12 protein-coding genes are annotated in these 21,127 nt (G+C 48.4%); 2 read left to right on the top strand and 10 right to left on the bottom strand.

Translation table 11 applies throughout. From position 1 onward, the window contains the following. Window positions 1–2: 2 nt before the first annotated feature. Window positions 3–1,217 carry a lanthionine synthetase C family protein gene (locus CLV42_RS22810; protein ID WP_170117612.1) on the top strand — a complete coding sequence of 405 codons (1,215 nt, stop codon included), beginning with the start codon at window positions 3–5 and terminating at the stop codon, window positions 1,215–1,217. A 92-nt stretch (window positions 1,218–1,309) separates the two neighbouring features. Next, complete coding sequence (locus tag CLV42_RS22805; protein WP_106604225.1) at window positions 1,310–1,936, top strand: LuxR C-terminal-related transcriptional regulator; 627 nt, start codon at window positions 1,310–1,312, stop codon at window positions 1,934–1,936. On the opposite strand, the gene CLV42_RS22800 is transcribed toward CLV42_RS22805, so the two are convergent. The 10 genes from CLV42_RS22800 to CLV42_RS22755 all read right to left on the bottom strand — a co-directional run bounded on the left by CLV42_RS22800 (window position 1,937) and on the right by CLV42_RS22755 (window position 20,974). Next, entirely contained in the window at window positions 1,937–3,052 is a 1,116-nt protein-coding gene (locus CLV42_RS22800; protein WP_106604224.1) for a hypothetical protein, read from the bottom strand. It abuts the gene before it with no gap. A gap of 81 nt (window positions 3,053–3,133) precedes the next feature. Next, the gene (locus CLV42_RS22795; RefSeq protein ID WP_106604223.1) at window positions 3,134–3,631 is read right to left on the bottom strand and encodes a hypothetical protein; all 498 of its coding nucleotides are present in this window, start codon (window positions 3,629–3,631) and stop codon (window positions 3,134–3,136) included. After that, window positions 3,612–4,886 carry a condensation domain-containing protein gene (locus tag CLV42_RS22790; RefSeq protein WP_106604222.1) on the bottom strand — a complete coding sequence of 425 codons (1,275 nt, stop codon included), beginning with the start codon at window positions 4,884–4,886 and terminating at the stop codon, window positions 3,612–3,614. The genes CLV42_RS22795 and CLV42_RS22790 overlap by 20 nt, the downstream gene beginning before the upstream one ends. Before the next feature lie 7 nt (window positions 4,887–4,893). After that, window positions 4,894–6,207: a condensation domain-containing protein gene (locus CLV42_RS22785; protein WP_106604221.1), complete on the bottom strand. Its 1,314-nt coding sequence runs from the start codon at window positions 6,205–6,207 to the stop codon at window positions 4,894–4,896. A 16-nt stretch (window positions 6,208–6,223) separates the two neighbouring features. Beyond that, a complete protein-coding gene (locus CLV42_RS22780; RefSeq protein ID WP_106604220.1) occupies window positions 6,224–7,423 on the bottom strand; it encodes a glycosyltransferase in 1,200 nt (399 codons plus the stop codon). A 13-nt stretch (window positions 7,424–7,436) separates the two neighbouring features. Further along, window positions 7,437–8,666: a glycosyltransferase gene (locus tag CLV42_RS22775; protein WP_106604219.1), complete on the bottom strand. Its 1,230-nt coding sequence runs from the start codon at window positions 8,664–8,666 to the stop codon at window positions 7,437–7,439. Further along, on the bottom strand, window positions 8,633–9,460 hold the full coding sequence (locus tag CLV42_RS22770) for an alpha/beta fold hydrolase (protein ID WP_106604218.1): 828 nt from the start codon (window positions 9,458–9,460) through the stop codon (window positions 8,633–8,635). Before CLV42_RS22770 ends, CLV42_RS22775 begins: the two co-directional genes overlap by 34 nt. After that, window positions 9,442–9,750, bottom strand: coding sequence for an acyl carrier protein (locus CLV42_RS22765; protein ID WP_106604217.1), 309 nt, complete (start codon window positions 9,748–9,750; stop codon window positions 9,442–9,444). The genes CLV42_RS22770 and CLV42_RS22765 overlap by 19 nt, the downstream gene beginning before the upstream one ends. After that, complete coding sequence (locus CLV42_RS22760; protein WP_106604216.1) at window positions 9,738–13,970, bottom strand: type I polyketide synthase; 4,233 nt, start codon at window positions 13,968–13,970, stop codon at window positions 9,738–9,740. The genes CLV42_RS22765 and CLV42_RS22760 overlap by 13 nt, the downstream gene beginning before the upstream one ends. A gap of 20 nt (window positions 13,971–13,990) precedes the next feature. Then, window positions 13,991–20,974, bottom strand: coding sequence for a type I polyketide synthase (locus CLV42_RS22755; protein ID WP_106604215.1), 6,984 nt, complete (start codon window positions 20,972–20,974; stop codon window positions 13,991–13,993). Window positions 20,975–21,127 lie beyond the last annotated feature (153 nt).

Here is a 21,127-nt window from a genome sequence, read left to right as displayed (position 1 = left end):
ATATGAATGATAAAAAGACCGCCGGAAAAATATTACAGGACATCAGCCTTTCCCTTGACTCCTTTACAAAAGAAACAGCTTATCCCGGCTTATTAGGAGGTTATACGGGTACAGCGTTATTCTTCGCTTATTACTATCAGCTTACAGGAAAACAGAAATACCTGAAGAAGGTACACCAGCTGCTGGAAAGAAGTGTGGAAGATATGGCCGAAGCAGCGCTGCCATTCTCTCACTGCAGCGGCATTGCTGGTATGGTATGGAACATACAGCATCTCATCAAAGCGGGTTTTGTGAATGAAGAAGGGATGGACGATATCTTTGAAGAAGTAGATGACATACTGGGACGGGAGATGTTACGTGCAGTACAACAGGGACAGCACGATTTCCTGCATCAGGGATTGGGCATTGCGCTGTATTTCCTCGAAAGAGCCCCGCATCCACAGGCAACGCATTATCTCAGCGCCCTGGTAGCCACCCTGGAGTCTACAGCTGTGAAAACAACAGCAGGCATCAGCTGGCAGGACCACCTCACCGGACTGGGAGGAAGGCCTGTCGGAGAAGTGACTTTCAACATGGGCCTGGCCCACGGTGTTCCTGCTATTATTTCCATTCTGAGTATGATCCATCAAAAAGGAATTGCACCCAAACAAACTAATGACCTGGTCCGGAAAGGTATATCCTGGATACTGAAAGCGGAAAACAGTCCTGAAGAGGAACTGACCTCCTTATTCCCGGTGCTGACGGATGCTGGGCATCAGGCGCTGACGGGTAAACAGAGCCGCCTGGGTTGGTGTTATGGTGATCTGGGAATTGCCACCATGCTGCTGAACGCCGGTATCTCGTTACAGGATAACACATATCAGGAGAAAGCCTTACAAATTTTCCACCATACACTGTCTCATCGCAATAGTAAGAACGGTAACGTACATGACGCCTGCCTCTGTCATGGGAGTGCCGGCATTGCACATATCTACAGGCGTGCCTGGCTGCAGACAAAAGACCCCGCTTTATTAACAGGTGCAACATATTGGTTACAAGAGACTTTTCGAATGAATACACACCAGGATGCTCCTGCGGGCTTCCGGTTCTACGGAAAAGACGGCTATGAAAACAGTTACGGCATCCTGGAAGGAGCAGCCGGTATCGGCCTTGCCCTGATGGCCGCCATTGATGAGGAAACGGATCCCTTGTGGGACCGTTGTATATTGTTATGTTGATATTTTCGTTATATTACATAGAATGCCGAAAACCTGCTGTAAGTAGCTTGTAGCCCGCTGCTGCCCACATTGGCATCTTAAATTGGATACCCATGATCCGCCTGTATTTCGTAAACAACCACCCGTTGATCCTGGAAGGCCTGCGTTCCCTTCTGGGCCCCGAACATGATGTTTTGCTAACAGGACATGCCCGGAGTGGCGGCACCTGTCTTAAATTCCTGCTGCACACTTCTGTTGACATCGTCATTATCGATACCTGCCTGCCAGATATAGATAGTATTGAACTTTGTGCCAACATCAGGATGGAATATCCAACAGTCTCTGTACTGGTATTGAGTTCCAACAGGGATGAAAGGTATATCGCTGAACTGCTGCAATGTGGCGCCAGCGGTTATATTCTGAGTACGGCAGATAAGGACGAACTGCTATACGCTATTCACACCGTATCCGCTGGCGATATCTATCTCTCTCCGGCTATCAAACAGGCCATGAGCAGCGAACGGATAGGCATACAAAAAAATTTCCCTCCTCTTACGAGAAGGGAAAAAGAAGTTTTATGTCTGATCTCAGAAGGAAATACGAACGTTGAAATTGCAGAGAAGTTATTTATCAGCGCCGATACTGTGAACACTCACCGGAAAAAATTACTGGCCAAACTGGAAGTAAAGAATACCGCTATGCTGATCAAGTACGCTGTTGATAACAAACTGCTGGTATGATCAATTGCTTTTGAAGGCAATTTTATCTACCACTACCGCCAGCTTTTTCATAGCTGAAGCGTCAGTTTTTACTTTCTTATCACCGGTTACCTGGTCGTACAATTTAGGATCACTGGAGTTATTGGCTTTAAAGGCAATATTCACACCTTTACCTGCAAAGGCACCGCCTTCCCAGTCTGCTACTTCACCTCCATTATCCCATTCAAAACCATGGATGCGGAAATCCCTGCCGTTTACTTTTACTACCTTATCTAACGGATCGCCTACCTTGATACCGAATGGAGGTTTCCACTTGGAGTTTTCCTTGGTAAAGAAAACACTGGTACCTTTCTCACCGTCAAATTGTACGATCATTTCATTATCAGTATCCGGGAATACATAATAGGCATTGCCGATATCATTTCCCTCGAAATCCTGTGCCTGGCGCTCCACCACATGCTCCTTGCCATATAGGGCATATAGCTGATCGGCCTGACGCAGTTTGAAGATCTGCCTTACATCCCAGTTGAAATTATCTGCCGCAGGAGAAGCTGGTATAGCCGGTGTAGCAGGCGTAGCACCTGGTTCTGCAGGAACAGCTGTGGAAGCAGTCGTTTCACTATTGGTGCTGGAAGTAGTAGCGTTATTTCCCTCGGTGGTAGTTGCATTGTTCTCTGCTACTGCCGGTGTTATCTGCAACGGTGGCAAGGTAGCGGGAATAGCGCCGGTGGTATAAAGGCTGGATCTTTCTTCCAACAGCTCCTTGGTCTCTCCCTTGAATTTATTCACTGCATAAGTAGCCAGTGGAAATACACTGTTGCTCTGCAGGTTCATTGCACGCAGGTGAGCGATGAATTGCTGCCTGTTGGCATTACTGTACTGATAAATAAATTTCAGGGCAGCATCCAGCGCAGCAGGATCTTTTTTCAGCTCGGTCATCGTTTTATCGATATCCAATCCGGCGGCGCCACTTCTTGACATCTGCTCTGTCACAAAAACGACAAGGGAATCGTTCCTTACTTCATAGCGCTTGGCGAACTTATCGGAAAAGTCTTCTGCGAGCTTATCTTCCAGTTTAGTCTGCGCATGTATCGCAAGGGGTAAGAGGAATGCTAATATTGCAATGATGCGTTTCATGCATGGTTGTTTTAGTAATGGGAATTGTCCTATTAACAATCAGGCAATTACCATGACTAAATTATGTAATATTCCTGATTGTTAGCGCGGATACAGCTTTTTTACCTTGTGGATCGGCTGAAGGGTAAAGAAGATCGCCATCCCCCCGGCCAGTATCCCTGAGAGAATGGACAGCAGCGTACCATTAAAGCTGTAATTCTCGGGTAAACAGGCATGTATACCAAGCATAGCGGCTAACGTCAGAAACAGGGTGATTATTGCGTTCAGTGACGCCGTTTTTAGCATGAATCGGATCTTGACCTTTTTGGGTGGCAAGGAAGTGACCAGCTGTTCCTTCTCCAGCAGTGTGGTAGTTTTATTTAATATGTCAATGGTGATACATAAAGGTAGCAGCAAGGCCATAGGTAGGAAGAACCTTGCCACCGGATGTTCTCCCCGGAACAGGTAAACGGTATTGAGATCGTCAAAACCGAAATAGGGCACCAGTGCATTAATGATCACATTGGTAGTGAAATAAAAGATCACCTGGCGCTGGGTAAACTTCTTTAAAATATTATTATCAGTGATGGGCTGGTTCATGAACGGGGTTTATAGGCAATAACTCCTGCATTTTCTGAACAATGGCCCTGGCTTTCGTTTCTTCCAGGAAGGTCTCGCAGGAAATAAAGGAAAAGTCTGTCTGTCCCCGGAAGGTGCTGATCACCATGGTGTTGGCATTCTTCCATGGAAAAGCAGCACTGGGACTGTAGAGCGTTTCCAGTTCAAAGGTGTCGTACTGGTCCGGAATGTCCAGTTTGCCCATATTAGACAGCGTAACATCATGCGTACCATCGGTCCTTTTCAGAAAATCAACCATTCGTGTAGCGGTTGTATGAAAATATTCACTGGTCAGTAGCAGTTTTCGTACGTCCATTTTATCTATGGCAGTGGTCAGGTCTGCTTTCAGCTGACGGGCCTTTGTCCAGAAGTTAGTATCTATATCACTGATACTCAGTTCTGCAATAGGCGCAAAGGCAAAAAGATGGTCCTGTTTTATTTCCGGGATAAACCGGCGGATGTCAACCGGGCAGATCACCTTACCATGGGAGGCGGCTCCCATTACCTGGTAGTGTGCCTCCATAAAGGCGAGGGAGAAAGCCGCATGAAGTGTGGTATTCTCAATCTTACAGGCAGTTATTAATGCTGCTGTGGCTGTTTTATCCAGTTTCCAGTTTACCATATAATGTTTCCCCTGAACAGGTTGTGCTCCTCTTGTTTTTAAGGCTAATACAATACCCGCTATTTTCGACAGTAGCCCAAGTTTCAGCTTTAATTTCCAGCTGGAGGATAAAGCATCCGGAATAAAGTCGTGAATAGATGCAAAAGAAGGGTAGGGGATTAATGTCGTCTCCGGCTTGTCCAGGACCTGCAGCAGTTCACGCATCAGCGTGAGGATGGAGGTACCATCACAGATACAGTGAGGAAGCACCAGCAGCAATTCAGACACCTGGTTGGAACGTAACCATATCACTCTGGCGAGGGGGCCTTTACGTACATCGAAGGTACGGTGCCATTCAGTGGCAGATACCGCTTGCCAGTGATCGTCATCTTTGCGCTCCACTATCTGCACCGGAATAGGAGGGATCTTGGTATCTGATACAAAATAAGGCCTGCCGTTCTCGTTTTCCCTGATCACCACACCCAGCAGGGGATGTTTCTGCTGTATCTTCCCCAGGGCATCTATCAGGCTTTCCAGGGTAAGGGCGCCGCGTATCTTTGCCGTGAAAATACAGTTTACAGTTGCTCCGGCATCTACATACATGATCCGTTCGCCCAGTATTAATTGTCTGTTCATAAGATGGTTAAATAATTGATGATAATGCCGGAGCTGGCACCGCTACAGGCAGGTCTTCCAATAATAATTTCATTGCCAGCTCTTTAATGGCCAGTGCATCCCGGTGATCCAGGACAGCATGGTTGGATACAAATGAAAAGTCGATCTGTCCTTTATAAGTAGATGTAATGATCGTTGTCGGATTAGCAAACGGGCCTACAACCGTAGGACTGAAAATAGTATCCACTTCAAAAGAATGGTACTTATCCCGCACATCCAGTTTCCCCATATTGGAAAACATCAGGTCATAGACAGGTTTTCCATAGGTCAGGAATTTTCGCATATGTTTAATACCACCATGTGCATGCTCAAAAGGCAGCATAAAATCGTATGGGTCCATCTTCGAGATCTTCTGTGAGGCAATGGTCTGTAACTGTTGCACCCTTTCCCAGAAAGGCACATCCGGATCATTATTGATAGATAGCTCCAGCGAAAGCCCAAAAGAGAAGATCACATCCTTCTTTATCTCCGGAATGAATTTCCGGATATCCACCGGGCAGGTGATCTTGTTCATGGCCTGTTCTCCTCTCACGAGTTTAAAAGCGCTTAGAAAGGCCACGCAAAGCGCTGTATTGACAGTAACTGCCTGGATATTACAATGCTGGAACAGGGCCGCCGATGCCTGCGGGGCCAGTTTCCAGTGTATCAGGTAATCATCTTCCCTGCGGATGGCTTGCTTGTTACGGGTGGAAATAAAAGCAGACAACAATGTCAGTACACCCCGTATAAACGCGCCTTTCAGTTTGGCTTTCAGCATCTGGCGGGTATCTGTCAGGATGTTCTTAGGCACAATATCTTCCAGGGTGGTGAAAGTGGGATGAATACCTATATCATCATCAGGATCATCCAATACAGTCAGTATTTCCCTGACCAGCATCAACCCTCCTCCTCCGTCACACATACAGTGATGGAATGCCAGCAGTAGTTCCGATTGTTCGCTGCCTTTGATCCATACCATCCGGATCAGTGGACCGTTGGGAATATCAAATACGGATGCCCAGGCAGCCTTTGTTTCCTGCTGCCAGTCATCGGCTGTGATGCGCTCTTTAATGGTCAGCGGGATGGCATGATAGACCTCAGGAATGGTGAAATAGGGTGTGCCTTTCTTATCCTGCACAATACCCGCCCGCAGCAGCGGGTGTTTGGCCTGTATCTTCGAGAGTGCATTATATAGGTTTTCGGGCGCCAGCGTACCATTGATCCTGATCACAAATACGCCGTTAAAAGGCGTGGCGCCATCTCCCAGCATGATCCTTTCTGGTAGGAGTAGTTTGCGTTTCATTACAGAGAATAATTTGTTAAACAGATAAAGTGCGCTTTCTTTCCTGTGCAAATGTTTCCAATAGCTCTACTGCTTTATCATTACCGCCGGCCTGTATGAATGTATCGCGTATATGTTGTGCTGCCTGCCTGTATTTCGGGTTATTCAGTACTTCCCACATGGCCGCCTTCAGGTCAGGTACACGCAGGCGTTTATATCTCAACTTGATACCACAGCCCGCATTTTCAATCAAGGATGCGGTATGAAAATGGTCATAGGCAATAGGTGTGATCAGCATGGGCAGCCCGTTCACGAAGGCGTCATTCACTGTATTAAATCCCCCGTGACAGATCACGGCATCCATTTGCGGCATTAACTGCGATTGTGGTACAAAGCCCTGTACAATGAAGTTATCAGGCCATTCAGGAAAGATTGCCGGGTCAGTGGCGGCTACAATAGTGAGCGGTTCGCCTGCAAAGGCATCTATCAGTTTCTGGAAGAACTCCTTACGGATGTCTACCAGCAGGGTACCCAGTGATACAAATACTTTCGGTGTTGTGGCTCGGGAAAGCCGGTCCCAGTCAAAAGGTGTGTTATTCGGACGGCCCTTCACCGGCCCTACAAATTTCAAATGTGGTAATGGATCTTTACTGCCTGCAAATTCTTTCGAAGTAAAGACCATATTCATTTCCCGGGAATGGATCACATATTCATCCGTATAAATACCCAGTTCGTATTGGAGGTTTTTGATGAGGCTTTGCTGCCATTCAAAGATCTTTGGCGACTGCATGGCATCTCCTGTAACGTCGGGTGGCACCGGTGTGGTCGTCACACAGGGAATATCTTTCAGATGAGCACAGAGAGCGCCTGCAAAAGTGATACAATCGCTCACAATCACATCTGGTTTGAATTCATCAGCTATCCTGGATACACCCGGTAGCATAAAGCGCGCAAAAGGAATATAAGTGCCTTCCAGCGCCAGCTTTAATGTTTCCACTCCCGACAGGTTCGGACCATCATCCTGCATTTTCAGGATCGCCTGTATGGCCGGCTGATGTTCCGCCAGTTCAGCATGTGGTACAATAAATCGTCCGCCGGCAGGAATATGTTCTGCTGCCAGCTCTTTCAAACCTACCCATATTACCTCATGGCCTTTTGCCAGTAAACTGCCTCCTACGCTCAGGGTGGGGCTGATGTGCCCGAAGAACGGTGGCACAACGAACATAAATTTAGACATACGTTGACGTTGATTAGTGATAGAAACGTTTACGGTCAAATGCCAGTCCACCGGCTGGTGGCGGTGCTGCCAGTCTTTCCAGCAGATCAATGGCAGTGGCGGCGCCGCCTGCCTGCTCGAAGGACTGCCTCACACGTTGTGCTGCTGCCTTGTAGGCCGGGTTAGACAGCACATCCCATACGGCTTCCTTCAGATGAACGGCCTTGAATCTCTTGTAGTTCAGCCTGACCCCGCTTTCCGCATGTATCACCCTGCCCGCTACGTGCGACTGGTCATAGGCTATAGGGATAACCACCAATGGCAGGCCGTGAGATAAGGTTTCACATACTGTATTGTGGCCGCCATGGCACACGACTGCATCCAGATAAGGTAGGAGCTCCAGCTGAGGTACTTTCTCCTGCACCAGGAAATTGTCTGGCCACGTGTCAAAGAGTGCTGTATCCGATACAACAATGACAGATACCGGTTCATTTCCCAATGCTTCAATCACTTTCCCAAAGAATTCCTTTTTGTAACTGTGGTCAAAGGTGGTACCGATGGATACCAGTATCCGCGGGTGTTTATCCATCCCGCGGAACCGCTCCCAGTCAAAACTGTTCATGACCTGCCTGTTTTGAATAACAGGTCCCACAAACTTGTAATGATCCGGTAAGGACATCTCTCCGAAAAAGTGCCTGGAAGTATACACCAGTGTAAGGGCCTCGGAGGTAGCTACAGATCTGTCTCCGGGAATGCCCAGTTCCTGCTGCAGTCCGACGATCTGTTTGATCTCCCATTCATGTATACCTGGCAGGTCTTCCATCATCTTGATGGCTGCCGGCGCGGTAACGGAAGTGGCATAGGGTATTAGTAAACGACAAGCTGCAATAGCGCCTGCAAATAATTGGTGATCATTGATGATAACATCCGGCTTGAATGCCTGCAGGATAGTGATGATCCCATCAAACATGAACCTGTTCAAAGGGATCAGCACTTCCTCATACAGGAACTTGATACTTTCTATGCCCGACACGTTCTTCTTCGTGATCTGATCAAGATATTGTTCACTGTTCTTTTTAGCAACATCATCCTGATCGTATTGTACCAGGAGCAATTCTCCTCCCTGTGGCAATCTGTCTGCCAGTGAGGCGTCGAGGCTGATCCAGGCTACGCGGTGCCCGCGCCCCAGTAACGCGGCTCCCAGGCTGAGCGTAGGATTGATATGCCCCATCAGTGGTGGTACGATAAACGCAAAGCTTGCCATAATTTGTGATTGATCTGTTTGAACTTCACCTGCCATCCCACAAAGAAATCTTTCAGCTTGTTGGCGGTTTCCAGCGGTTGCTGGATAGGCAGATTATGATCTCCTTCTATCAGTGTCATTTTGGAACGTGGCACCGTATGATACAGCTTCCGGCCGGATGGCAGACAGTTAGAGCTTTTACCATATATCAGCAGCGTATCATGAGCGATGTTGCCAATAGCATCATCAGCAAAGAAGAAACGCTCATTGTGCATATCTTCTTTAATACTTGTTTCGTAGAACAGGTATTCATACATCCGGTGATTTTTGTCCAGCTGTCTTTTGCCCATCCGCATACGGGTGGTGTCTGTGTAGTTGTTGATATAATCTACCAGGAACTCCTTGCTGTAAATATCAATGATGCTCAGCGTCTCATTGTCGCTGGGATCAGGCGCTTCTATAACGGCCAGCTTCTTCACCCTTGATGGATAACGCATAGCCATTTTCATCGCCACCAGTCCACCATAACTATATCCCGCCAGGTATACTGATTTAAGATGCAATGCATCCAGCAGATCCCGCAGATCGTCTGTCATGGAGAGCAGGTCATAACCATATTCGCAACGTTCACTCATACCATGGCTCTTCATATCATACATCACTACATGGAAAGACTGGGCCAGTACCGGCGCAATATTGAAATAGTAAACAGAGAGGTTGCTGAACATACCATGCACCAGCACAACGGTTTCCCTCGCGCCCTTGTTCAGTTCCTGGATATGAACGCTTTTGTTTTTTACTTGGATGACTGGCATGTTTCTATGTAGTTTATGATGTCGTCAAGTTTAAGGTTGATCAGCTGATCGAGGTCCATGCTGGACAGCCAGCCAGTGAAGTCGATGTGCTCGCCGAAGTGTGACTTCACCTTCTCAGAGAAGGAAACAATTTCAATACTATCCATTTCAAGATCCCTGGTGAATGAGCTTTCACGGGAGATGTCCATGTCTTCTACAAATTCTTCGCCTATTACTTCTGTGATGAATGATTTCAGAATAGTAAAGATCTCTTCATTGCTCAGTTTGTGTTGTGTAGTTATAGCGTCCATCCTATGATATAGTTATTGTGTTTAATTGTTTGAATAGTAACATCGCCGATCGTGAGAGTAGTGCCGTTTATCGCGTCTATCTTATATTTTTTCGGGTTGCCCTGCAGACCTTTGCCCAGGTACTTGCCATAGGCTTCTTTGGCCACCCAGCAGCGGATGATCCATTCGGTCCTGTCGGGAGATGTAATTAGCGCCAGTTCTTCGGGGTGGAAGACCAGTCCATTAAAGCCTTCATTCTTTTCACTGATCACTTCTATGTCGATACCTACCGGTGTACCGCTGCGGGCAATAGCGACCGCCTCTTTATCCTTATGTGCCAGAGAGACATGAATATTGTTAGTCATTGTTCCTTCGGGAAATGGTTTCCCGGCTTCATCGTTCCTGATCTCAAATTCTATGGGGTAATATGCTTCTTGTTTTTCCTTCTTCAGCAAGGCCCTTACGGCATCTTTTACCGCTACCCGGCTGATGATACGCTCCTTGCGCTTATTGGGTAACATGGCCCGGAGATCAGCTTTCTCTGCCTGGTTGAAGTAACGCTTCATAATGAAATCCCAGGATACGACACGCTGATAGGTATTGCGGAACAGGAATACACCCGGCACGATCTCTTCTGAGAGGCTGTTATGCAATGGCGCCATTGATACTTTCCACAGCGGTTCATCTATTTCCAACCTTGCGTTCTGCCAGCCGGTGATGATGGCCCACACCTTGTTATCCCGCTTCAGGATGAAATCTGCTGTAGCGGTATCATCATTGATATCTGTCAGTTCACAGGTGCATTCAAATACGCCGCTCTGGTCTTCCATATCTCCGTAGAATGCTACCTCCTGTATCTTCACAGGGAAGGCGATCCTGTCTTTCTGTAAGGTGAGTTGCAGCCACAATCCAAACAACTGTCCGGCGTTGTCGAGCAAAGACCCTTTACCTGAACTGCTTTCTATGATACCTGCAATACCCTTATCGCCCACGGCCACTATCTTCCGGATGCCCTGGTAGGCAGGGCCATGGAACATGTGTTGTCCATATATTTCTGCGGATGATCTGGTAATGCCTAAAGACTTCCCACTGTGTAAGGATCGTTGCGGAGGAATAGTGTACGCCTCAGACAAAGTAACCAGCGCATTGGCATATTTGTCAATGCTCATGGAAACAGTATACGGGTCCTGCCATTGTCCTTTTACCGTTGCTCTGAATGGAGTGGCTACATTCATCCACTGGAATACCTGTATCTGGGAGATGCTTTTCACCTTTGTACCCGGCGCATTGGCTGCTGCGATATCGGCAAACAGTTCAAAGATCATGGTCATGGGAATAACCGGGTCCATATCATCTGCACAATGCCATCCGGGTTTTTGCCGTAGTAAAGCATGATCAATGAGATAGGGAGTATTCTCCAGTGAGATATCCAGGTCTTTTGAGACGGGTAGTCTCTTCGGTGCTGCTATGGTACTCTGATTGAACAAGGCAATGATCTCTTCCTGTATAGCGGAGATCTCATCACAGTTATCGATAAACGCACGTAGGACCGGTGTTTCTTCTTCCATTACAGGCACCTTCGCTGGAACCGGGCGTAACGATTTCAATGCGCTTATATCCCTTACAATAGGAGAACCTAATTCCAGTTTCACCGGTATACCTTTAGGCGCTTCTTTGTCCGCGGGAATACCCAGGAATGACAGGTTGATATCCTTCCCTTCCACAAATAAGGCGGCCAATACTCTTTGCAGTTGATCCAGTCCCGAACGGGTAGGAATATTTGCGGAAACAGCACTATAAGACCTCCCTTTCAACGTATCATCTACAAAGCCTGTTAATCCACCTGATCCTGCCTGTACGAACACACTCACGCCTTCTGCATACAGTTTCTCAATCAACTCCCGGAATCGCACCGGCTTAATAAGATGATCAATACTCAGTTGCCTGATCGCTTCAAACTCCCGCGGATAAGTATCCAGGGTAGTGGCAGACCATAAGGGGATCTTTGTATCCTGGAACTGTACCTTATTGATCCCATCCAGCAACAGGTCAAGTTTATTCGCTACAAAAGGAGAGTGGAAACCTGACTGGAAAGGCAATACCTGGTGAAAGATCTGCTCCCTTCTCAGGATAGGTATCAGCTGGTCAACCGCTTCATTGGTGCCACAGAGGATGACCTGCTGCGGACAGTTATCCATCGAGAGATGAATATCAGCTATTCCATTCAGTAAGGGAGACAAACGCTCATATCCACAACCTACCACGAGGAAGCGGGTGTTCTTCTGTTCAAAGGCTGCCGGGTTTAACTCCTGCAGTAACATCAGCACAGAGCTTTCCGCCGCCAGACCAGATGAACGGCCTGCCAGCCACTCCCCGAGACTATGCCCTGCGTTCATATCAGGATACACACCCAATGTTTTGAGGGCGGTATCGAGTACATGGCTTTTCTCCAGTAACTGTATGGCAGAGTCCCAGACGCCTTCTTTATTAGCACTTGCCTGACCAGATAACTGCAATCCGAAATACCCCGCCACAGAATCGATCTCTCCGCCGGCCAGACCATCCAGGCCGGGGAACAAGAATGCCACTTTACCGCCTTTGCTCACAAGTGGTTCATTGGTGAACCAGATATCCTGCTTGTTCCTCCATGGTGTATTCCTCTCTACGATCTTAATGGCTTTGCGGATACGCTCAGCACTGGGATCGAAGAGCGCAATACGGTAGTCGCCTTGTCCCGGATGACTGTCTTTTTGTTCCAGCGCCTGTATCAATGCCTGCTGACTATCTCTCGCCAATAATAATACCTGCGGTTTGCCGGGTGCAATACCATTGAAGACTTTCTTCGGCGTGAGATTGCTTTCAGTGAGGCCTTCCACTACCACATGTGCATTAATGCCACCAAAGCCGAAAGCATTCACACCCGCTCTTTTCGGGAGGTCCAGCAGGTTCCAGTCCTGTGTTTCCCTGACCGGTTCAAAGCGTGTCTGTTGCATAATGTCCAGCGGTGTATCGCAATGAAGGGTAGGGGGCAGCTGACTATGATACAGTGCCAGGGCTGTTTTAATAAGACCTGCAATACCGGCTGCAGGCATGGTATGTCCTATCATAGACTTCACCGAACCAATACCTGCTTTAGGCAGTTTACCCGGCTGACCGAATATAGCTGCCAGTGTTTCCAGTTCTGTTTTATCGCCCAATGGAGTACCTGTGCCATGCGCTTCGATATAACCCACCTGCTGCACATCAATACCCGCAGCCTCCCAGGCTTGCCTGATGGCGATGGCCTGCCCTTTTACAGAAGGGCTCATCACACTCGTACCAGCGCCATCGCTGGATACGCCGGTGCCTTTAATAACGGCATAGATCCTGTCCTGATCTTTCACCGCATCTTCCAGTCTTTTCAGTACTACAAAGCCGCAGCCTTCTCCTATCAGCAGGCCGTCCGCATGTTGATCGAAGGGACGGATCTGCTGACGCCGGGAAAGTGCTCCCAGTTGAGTAAAGATGCTCCAGAAAGGGGCATTCTGTGAAACATGTACACCTCCTGCAATGATCATGTTGGCCCTTCCGGTACTCAATTCCCCGATGGCATGATCTACTGCTATGAGCGAGCTGGCGCAGGCGGCATCTATGGTATAGGCAGCCCCGCCAAGATTAAGTCTGTTAGCCACCAGTGAAGCCACCAGGTTCGGAATAAGTCCCATGGCCGTATCAGGTCCGAAGCGTCCTTTCTTTACCTGGAACTCTTTCTTCACTTTATCCAGTTCTTCTTCTGTTAGCCCGGGCAAGGCTGATTGTAAGATCTGCACGATCTGTTCACCGGTACGTACGATCTCAATAGCCCGGGTAGCACCGGGACCTGTATAGTTACCTTTTCCGATGATAATGCCCGTCCTGTCCAGCGGCGCGCTGTCTGGCACGCCGGCATCCTGTAATGCCTGCTTGGCAAGTGAAAGGGTTAGGAGTTGTTCCGGTTCCGTACCTTCCACTGCGAGGGGCAGAATGCCAAACTGGATAGGATCAAACCAGGCATAATCGTCGATGAATCCGCCCTTCCTGCAGTAGAAACGGTCTACCGCATTAGAGCGGGTATCAAAGAAACTGGCGTCCAGCCTGTTGCCGGGCACAGTTTGTATAGCGTCTCTTTTATTGATAATGTTCTGCCAGTACGCTTGTATATCTCCGGCGCCCGGGAATATCCCGGACATACCGATAATGGCAGCATCCACCTGTTTTTTCATTGTCATGACTTTAATGATGGTTATTCTGCCATAATCAGCACCTGGCTTTCATTGCCGTATTTCAACTCGTTGACGAAGGTTTCCATGCCTGCCTGTAATGGTATCAGCGCTATGCCCCGGCGTTCATATTCCTTCTCCAGTGTGGGCGATACCATGCCGGTGCCTTTCCATGGGCCCCAGTTGATGGTCGTCACCTTCCCTTTAATCACATTCTTCAGTTCCCAGGCATAACGGTCCAGTACACTGTTGGCGGCTGCATAATCGGTTTGCCCACGGTTACCATATACAGACGCTACGCTTGAAAAGAGCACAACAAATTGTGTATCTGGTTTTAACTTCTCCGCCAGTATCCTCAGCGGTGTAACCTTGGTAGTGAACACCCTTTCGAAGGAGTCGGACGTTTTCTGCCGGAACAGTTTATCTTCCAGCAATCCAGCACCATGTACCACTCCATCTATCTTTCCATACTGTTTATACAGCTTATCGATGAAGGTCCCTAGTTCACTTTCATTCCGCAGGTCAAGTGGCTGGTAGCTAACAGTTGAGCCGTTGCTTTCCAGTCCCCGGATGGTTTGCAGTATCTGGTTGGATTTGTGGATATCTGATGCATGTTTTTCGATAGCTGCCGGTGATGTCAGTTTCCCTTCCAGGATCAGCTGCTGGCGTATCTCGTCTTTGGTTGTAAGCCCGGTATAGTTAGGCATGTCCTGCTCCCGCGGATCAGGCGATCTGCCTACCAGCACATAGTGACAAGGATACTCTTTCGAGAAGCGCACCATCAGTTCTGCCGTGATGCCTTGCGCACCACCCAGCACCAGTACCAGAGATTCCTTATTCAGCTTGATGTCTGATGTAGATCCTGTGCTCAGCTCTGTAGGTATCAGGTCGAAGATGTGCCGTATGCCATCGTGATAGATGACCTCCGCAGGTGTATCTGGATGTAGTAATTCACCGAGTAGGATGGCGGGGATTTTTTCCGGTGATACAGAGCCGGTCAGGCTGATGCTTCTGCATTTTGCATGATCCCATTCTTTGTCCAGGCTTTTCAGGAAGCCAGGATATCCCTGCAGTTCACGCAATTGCCGGGTATCGTTGTTGCTGGAGCCTGAGATGGCGTATACCCATTTTACATTGTCGGGATGTAGCTTCTTGATAGTAGCAAAAGTGCTGAGAATGTCAGGCCGTTCCGGTGCAGATATCATGTCCAGGATGATCAGTCCCTGGTAGCTTTCCAGCAGGTCCTTTTCTGTCACGATGTCTACCTTGGCGCCCTGTTGTTCCAGCAGTTTTTTAATGGCCAGTGGCAGATGGCTGCCATCATCCGTTACCGCCAGGCTTTTACCTGCAATGCTCACTGTTGTTTTCTCATCGAAGCCGCTGGGCACTAATGAAAACCGTATCCTCGACAGGGATGCTGGTGATGTTAATACAGTGGCAGGTTCCTCAGAAGATGCTGGTGCAGGTGCGGTAGCAGCAGGTATATTAGCGGAGATCCAGCTAACCAGGCCATTCAGTGTTTTGATACCGGTCAGTGCTTCTGTTTTCTCGTCAGACTGTGCTAATCCTCCTATCTTCATCCGCAGCTCGCCCAGTATTTCCATGCGTTTGATTGAATCGATGCTCAGATCTGCTTCCAGATCCAGGTCCATTCCCAGCATCTCCTGCGGATAACCTGTTTTTTCGCTGACAGTCAGCAGTATGGTACTTCTGATGTCATTTTCCGTCCAGCCTTGACTGGCGGGCGTGGTATTAGTTGGTTTTTCAATGGCATGTTGTAAGGAGATACCTCCTGTTTCCGCCTGGGCATCGCCTACATTATTGGCGATCCACTCCAGCAGTCCGTTCAGGGTCTTGATACCTGCCAGCTGCTCTACAGCGGTTTCATCACTTTTACCGCTGGCGTGAAAGCCGCCCATCTGCGTTCTCAGCTCGCCGATGATCTCCATTCTTTTGATGGAGTCAATGCTGAGATCTGCCTCCATATCCATCTCCATACCCAGCATTTCATGTGGATAACCGGTCTTGGCGCTGACTACTTCTATCAGGATCTTCTTCACGTCCTGTTTCCCTCTTGCCGGTTGCGTGCTGACAGATACTTTCACTTGTGTAGTCGCTGGCTCCTGTTCTTTCTTTGCAGGCGTTGCTGCTTTGGCCACGGGTGTTTCTGGAATTTCCAGGCGACTGATATTAGCGGGGTTTTGTCCCAGGTAGCCCAGTATAACATCGCGTTGTGCCTGTATCAGGTATTTAACGCTGTTCAGGTATTCCTGTACCATATGCTCAGCATTCCCGTTGACAATAACAGGTTGCGCCGCCATTGCTGTCTTCAGCTGTATCGGCTGTAATACCGGCAGCGCGCCATGTGCAGGCAGCTTGCCTGTGGTAGGTACCGCCAGCTGACCGTTCACATGCCAGATAGTAGCGCTCTTCTTATACTGTTCAGGTGTATCTAACTGAATAGTCTGTGTAGTGCGACCTTCAAACAGTTTATCCAGCTGTACATCCCTGCCACTGGCAATATATTTTGCAATAGTATTAAGCAGATGAGCGATAGCATTCGGTTCACTATCTTCTGAGTGTAATGCCAGCCCTTCTTTACCGATGATGGCGCGGGTCAGACCAGTTAATACCTTACCCGGACCTACCTCAATAAATACCCTGGCGCCGGCTGCATACATTTTTTCCACTTCTTCAGAGAACAGTACCGGGCTTACCAGGTGTTCTGCCAATCTTTCCTTAATAGCCGTTGCTGTATCAGGATATAATGCTGCAGTGGTGTTAGACCATACCGGGATAGTTGGTTTACTGAAGGTTGTCTTACCGATTGCTACCTTATACAGGGTCGCTGATTTTGCGATCAGCGGACTATGAAACGCACAGGCCACTTCCATCTGTTTGAAGGAGATCTTTTGCTCTTTCAGCTGGATCATGAGTTGTTCCATGTCTTTCGTTGCACCTGCCAGTACCCATTGCTGCGGAGAATTATGGTTCACTGCATATACACCACTTCCTTTTTCAGTGAATGGGGTCAGTGCTTCTTTGGTGATATTCACCGCCACCATCACACCTTTATCTCCTTCCACAGCATCCAGGATAGCTTTGGCTCTTTTCTCACTGAGGGGCACCAATTGTTCTTCGGCGAATGCACCTGCAAAGCAGAGCGCAGGTAATTCACCGTAACTGTGTCCTGCTACCATATCCGGTAGGATGCCAAGATCTTTCAGAAAGGAAGCCATCGCCAGGTCTACAATGCCCAGCAGTGGCTGTGTGATGCGGGTATCTTTGATCTTCTCTTTTTGCTGCTGTAACGCGCTTTCGCTGAACGCAGCAGAAGGGAAGAGTATTTTTTCATACTGCGGATATGCTTTCAGCAGTTTACGTAACTGCGGAAAAGCTACAAACAGCTCTCTCGCCATATTAACACGCTGACTGCCTTGTCCGGGGAACATGAAAGCTACTTTACCCTCTACCTTGCTGGTGACATGGATGTCTTTAGAAGTAGCACCAGACAATACCAGGTCTGTTTTCAGCATGAGGTCTTCCCGACCGGAGGCAACGATCAACAAACGAACAGGAGCCTCATTATATCGGTAAAGGCTGTATGCAATATCTCTCAATGCTATCTGGTCATTATATTCCAGGATCGTGTGTACGGCTTGCACGAGGCGTTTTACATCCGCATCATTTTCTCCGCGGAATACAAACAGTTCTGCCGGCCAGGCCGTCATTGCAACAGGCTTTTCCTTTCCTGCAGGATCATTCTCTATCACTGCATGGAAGTTGGTGCCGCCAAAGCCAAAGGCACTGATGCCTGCCAGCCTGTGTTCATCCAGCCATACGCCGGCCTGTGTATTGAACAGGAAAGGACTGGTAGCCTCATTATAGAAAGCGTTAGGTGCTTTGATATGCAGGGTAGGAGGCTTTACACCATGATATACTGAAAGGGCTGCCTTGATCATGCCCGCCAGTCCTGCCGCACATTTGGTATGTCCGATCTGTGTTTTCACAGAACCCAGATATGTTTGTCCGGCGATGGCGCCTGACTGTATCAGCATGTCTGATAAAGCGCTGAGTTCTGTTTTATCGCCAACCACTGTACCGGTACCATGTGCTTCAACAAGTCCAAGTGCAGCCGGCGATACACCGCTCTGCTCATAGGCCCTTTCCAGTGCTTTTACCTGCCCTGCTTTACGCGGAGCGGTCAGTCCGAGGCTCTTACCATCACTGGAGCCACCGACGCCCTTAATCACGGCATATACCTGGTCTCCGTCGCGTTTCGCATCAGCATATCTTTTTAATACCAGCATCGCCACACCTTCACCTAATGCAATACCGTCAGCGCCGGAGTCGAAAGTCATACAGCGTCCTTTGCGTGACAGCGCATGTGTGCTGGCAAACATGAGGTAGTCGTTGATACCGTTATGCAGGTCAGCTGCACCGGCCAGCACCATCTCCGATTTGCCCAGTGTCAGCTCCTGACAGGCCAGGTCGATAGCGGCCAGAGAAGAAGCGCAGGCAGCATCTACGGTATAGTTCCTGCCGCCCAGGTTCAGGCGGTTGGTGATACGGCCTGAGATCACATTGGCCAGTACGCCGGGGAAAGAATCTTCTGTCAGCTTAGGTAATGCTGCATCCAGTTCTTCCGGCATTTCGCCCAGGAACTGGCGGTAGAGAGAACGGAAGCCATAGTTATTGGCGAGGTCATTACCACCTTCAGCACCAATGATCACAGAGATATCTTCTGTATTATGATCCGGGTTGCCATATCCCGCATTGTCCAGTGCCTGTTTCGCCACCAGCAATGCCAGCAGCTGTGTGGGATCAATCGCAGCCAGTGACTGCGGCGGAATGCCAAAGGTCACCGGATCAAAATCTATCTTAGGAATAAAACCGCCCCATTTGGAAGGTGATTTATCTCCATCAGGAGAGTTGCCATCATAATATAGTTCCTTATTCCAGCGCTCATCAGGTACTTCTGTTACACAGTCCTTACCCGCCAGTATATTGCTCCAGAACTCTTCTATATTACGTGCACCGGGGTAGATACAAGCCATACCAATGATGGCAATGTCCAGTGCCTTTTCCGGATGTACAATAGGTGCAGGTAGCACGGCATTTTGTATATGCGTAAAATTATCTTCAGCCACGTCCTTGTGCAGGTCGGTCATACTTACTGTTGTATTGCGCATGGCGGCCACCTGACCTATCATGTACATACCTTCCTGCAGCTGTTGTGCGGTATCGATGTTTATGAGTCCATTTTCTGTTCTGTCCACTCCTTTGGCAGCTATACGTAACCTGCCTACATTCAGGGCTTCCAGCCTGCTCCAGATCTCTTTTTTGTCCAGCTGTGCAGCGTTGAGTTTGTTCTTTTCTACCTCGAAGAAATCAGCAAATGGTGACTGCAGGCAACGTGTTTCATGGCCGGGAGCTGTTTCCAGCAATACCGTGCCGGTATGTGCAATAGCCTGATCCTGGAATTGCTGCAGGATAGCCCCTGTTTCCACTGCCTCTTTGGTATAGATATAAGCAGTCCCCATCAGCACACCGATCTTTGCACCTTTGGTAGCTAGTGATGCAGTCATTACGGCAATGAAAGCGGTTGACAATGCATCGTGTATGCCACCCGCAAAGAAGATATTCAGCTGCGACGCCTGTTCTTCCTGTAGCAAACGTTCGATCTGTTTCTCCCACAATACAAGGCTGGACAATGGTCCTACGTGACCACCACATTCACGGCCTTCAAATACAAATCTCTTAGCACCTTCTTTGATGAACATATCCAGCAGTGAGGCTGATGGTACGTGCAGGAACGATTTGATACCTATATCTTCCAGCGCTTTTGCCTGTGAAGGACGACCGCCTGCAATTAATACCAGGGGCGGTTTAGCTTCTTTGATGATCTCGATCTGTTCATCACGCAGTTCCTGTGGTGCAAAGCCTAATATGCCGACACCCCAGGTGTTGTCTTTAGCGAGTGCTTTTGTTTGTTTTACGAGGTCTTGTGCAGCAGTGCCTTTCAATAATGAAAGGGCCACAAATGGCAATGCACCTGCTTCCGCAACAGCAGCTGCAAATGCAGGTATATCGCTGACGCGCGTCATCGGGCCTTGTGCAATAGGGTAAGTGATGTTCAGCTCTTTAGCCAGTGCATTACCGGGGCTGATCACATTCACGGTCTTTGCCTGTAAGAGGTGACCACGGATGGCTTCATGTATACCATCGATCATTCTGCCCAGTTTTCTATAGCGTTTTACGAGATCGACAGATATGGCAACGTCCTGTCCCATAGGCAGGAGGCCTTTATCAAGATCTGCAATCCCCAGCAATGGTTTTATATCTTCATGTGTAGCGTTCTCCGGTAGGGCAGGTGAGTTAGGGCGTATCAGTATACGGTATCCATCTATCACCCGGGCTTCGTTGCCATTCAGTTTTTCACATACATGCTTGATAGCAGCAGGGGCTTTGCATTCAGGGAATAATATCAGCTGGCTGTCCAGGACCACACCACTGGCGCCGGTAGCCATCAGTGCGGCTGTAGTATGAATACCTGCGCCACCCTGTACCCATATCTTTGTATCAGGAAGTGCCTTAATGATCTGTTGGAAGAGAATGAAAGATGATTCATCACCTACTTTACCCGCACCTTCATTTCCTTTTATAATAATACCATCTGCTTTGTCCTGTGCGGCCTGTTGTGCTTCAAATAAAGTGTGTACCTGGTACAGAATGCGTGTACGCTTACGCGTGTTTACTTTAATGTGATAGGGAGCGATGATGAGTGTAACCTGTTCTGGTAACGGGATCTCTGTCATTTCTTTTTCCGCGTAGCAGACACCAAAGGCATAACCATGTTGTGTCAGGTCTTCAAGGGCTTTCACTGCGATGTCTTTGTTGCGTCCGAGATGTAATACAGGGAACGCATTTGCTTTGGCCAATGCGAGGGTCAATGGCACGTCGGGGTACTCCATCGGAGTGAGCCCGATAATAGTAGGATTTTCCATTCTTGGACGTTTAGTAGGTAACAGGCATAACTAATCCTGACCATGATTTACGAATCATCGATAAAAGCTATACCGCACGTATTAATTTTAGATATCTGGCTGTAATTCCTGGTTATGCCCTGAGGGACGTCATAGACAAGACATAACCATCCT

Origin of the sequence: Chitinophaga ginsengisoli (assembly GCF_003014595.1) — a bacterium.
Classification (GTDB): Bacteria; Bacteroidota; Bacteroidia; order Chitinophagales; family Chitinophagaceae; genus Chitinophaga; species Chitinophaga ginsengisoli.
Note: the sequence above shows the minus strand (reverse complement) of the source record. Positions and strands in the feature narration are given on the sequence as shown.

What these genes read in the sequence shown, in the direction of transcription:
- CLV42_RS22810 (WP_170117612.1), top strand. Translation starts at nt 3, where the DNA reads ATGAATGATAAAAAGACCGCCGGAAAAATATTACAGGACATCAGCCTT.
- CLV42_RS22805 (WP_106604225.1), top strand. Translation starts at nt 1,310, where the DNA reads ATGATCCGCCTGTATTTCGTAAACAACCACCCGTTGATCCTGGAAGGC.
- CLV42_RS22800 (WP_106604224.1), bottom strand. Translation starts at nt 3,052, where the DNA reads ATGAAACGCATCATTGCAATATTAGCATTCCTCTTACCCCTTGCGATA.
- CLV42_RS22795 (WP_106604223.1), bottom strand. Translation starts at nt 3,631, where the DNA reads ATGAACCAGCCCATCACTGATAATAATATTTTAAAGAAGTTTACCCAG.
- CLV42_RS22790 (WP_106604222.1), bottom strand. Translation starts at nt 4,886, where the DNA reads ATGAACAGACAATTAATACTGGGCGAACGGATCATGTATGTAGATGCC.
- CLV42_RS22785 (WP_106604221.1), bottom strand. Translation starts at nt 6,207, where the DNA reads ATGAAACGCAAACTACTCCTACCAGAAAGGATCATGCTGGGAGATGGC.
- CLV42_RS22780 (WP_106604220.1), bottom strand. Translation starts at nt 7,423, where the DNA reads ATGTCTAAATTTATGTTCGTTGTGCCACCGTTCTTCGGGCACATCAGC.
- CLV42_RS22775 (WP_106604219.1), bottom strand. Translation starts at nt 8,666, where the DNA reads ATGGCAAGCTTTGCGTTTATCGTACCACCACTGATGGGGCATATCAAT.
- CLV42_RS22770 (WP_106604218.1), bottom strand. Translation starts at nt 9,460, where the DNA reads ATGCCAGTCATCCAAGTAAAAAACAAAAGCGTTCATATCCAGGAACTG.
- CLV42_RS22765 (WP_106604217.1), bottom strand. Translation starts at nt 9,750, where the DNA reads ATGGACGCTATAACTACACAACACAAACTGAGCAATGAAGAGATCTTT.
- CLV42_RS22760 (WP_106604216.1), bottom strand. Translation starts at nt 13,970, where the DNA reads ATGAAAAAACAGGTGGATGCTGCCATTATCGGTATGTCCGGGATATTC.
- CLV42_RS22755 (WP_106604215.1), bottom strand. Translation starts at nt 20,974, where the DNA reads ATGGAAAATCCTACTATTATCGGGCTCACTCCGATGGAGTACCCCGAC.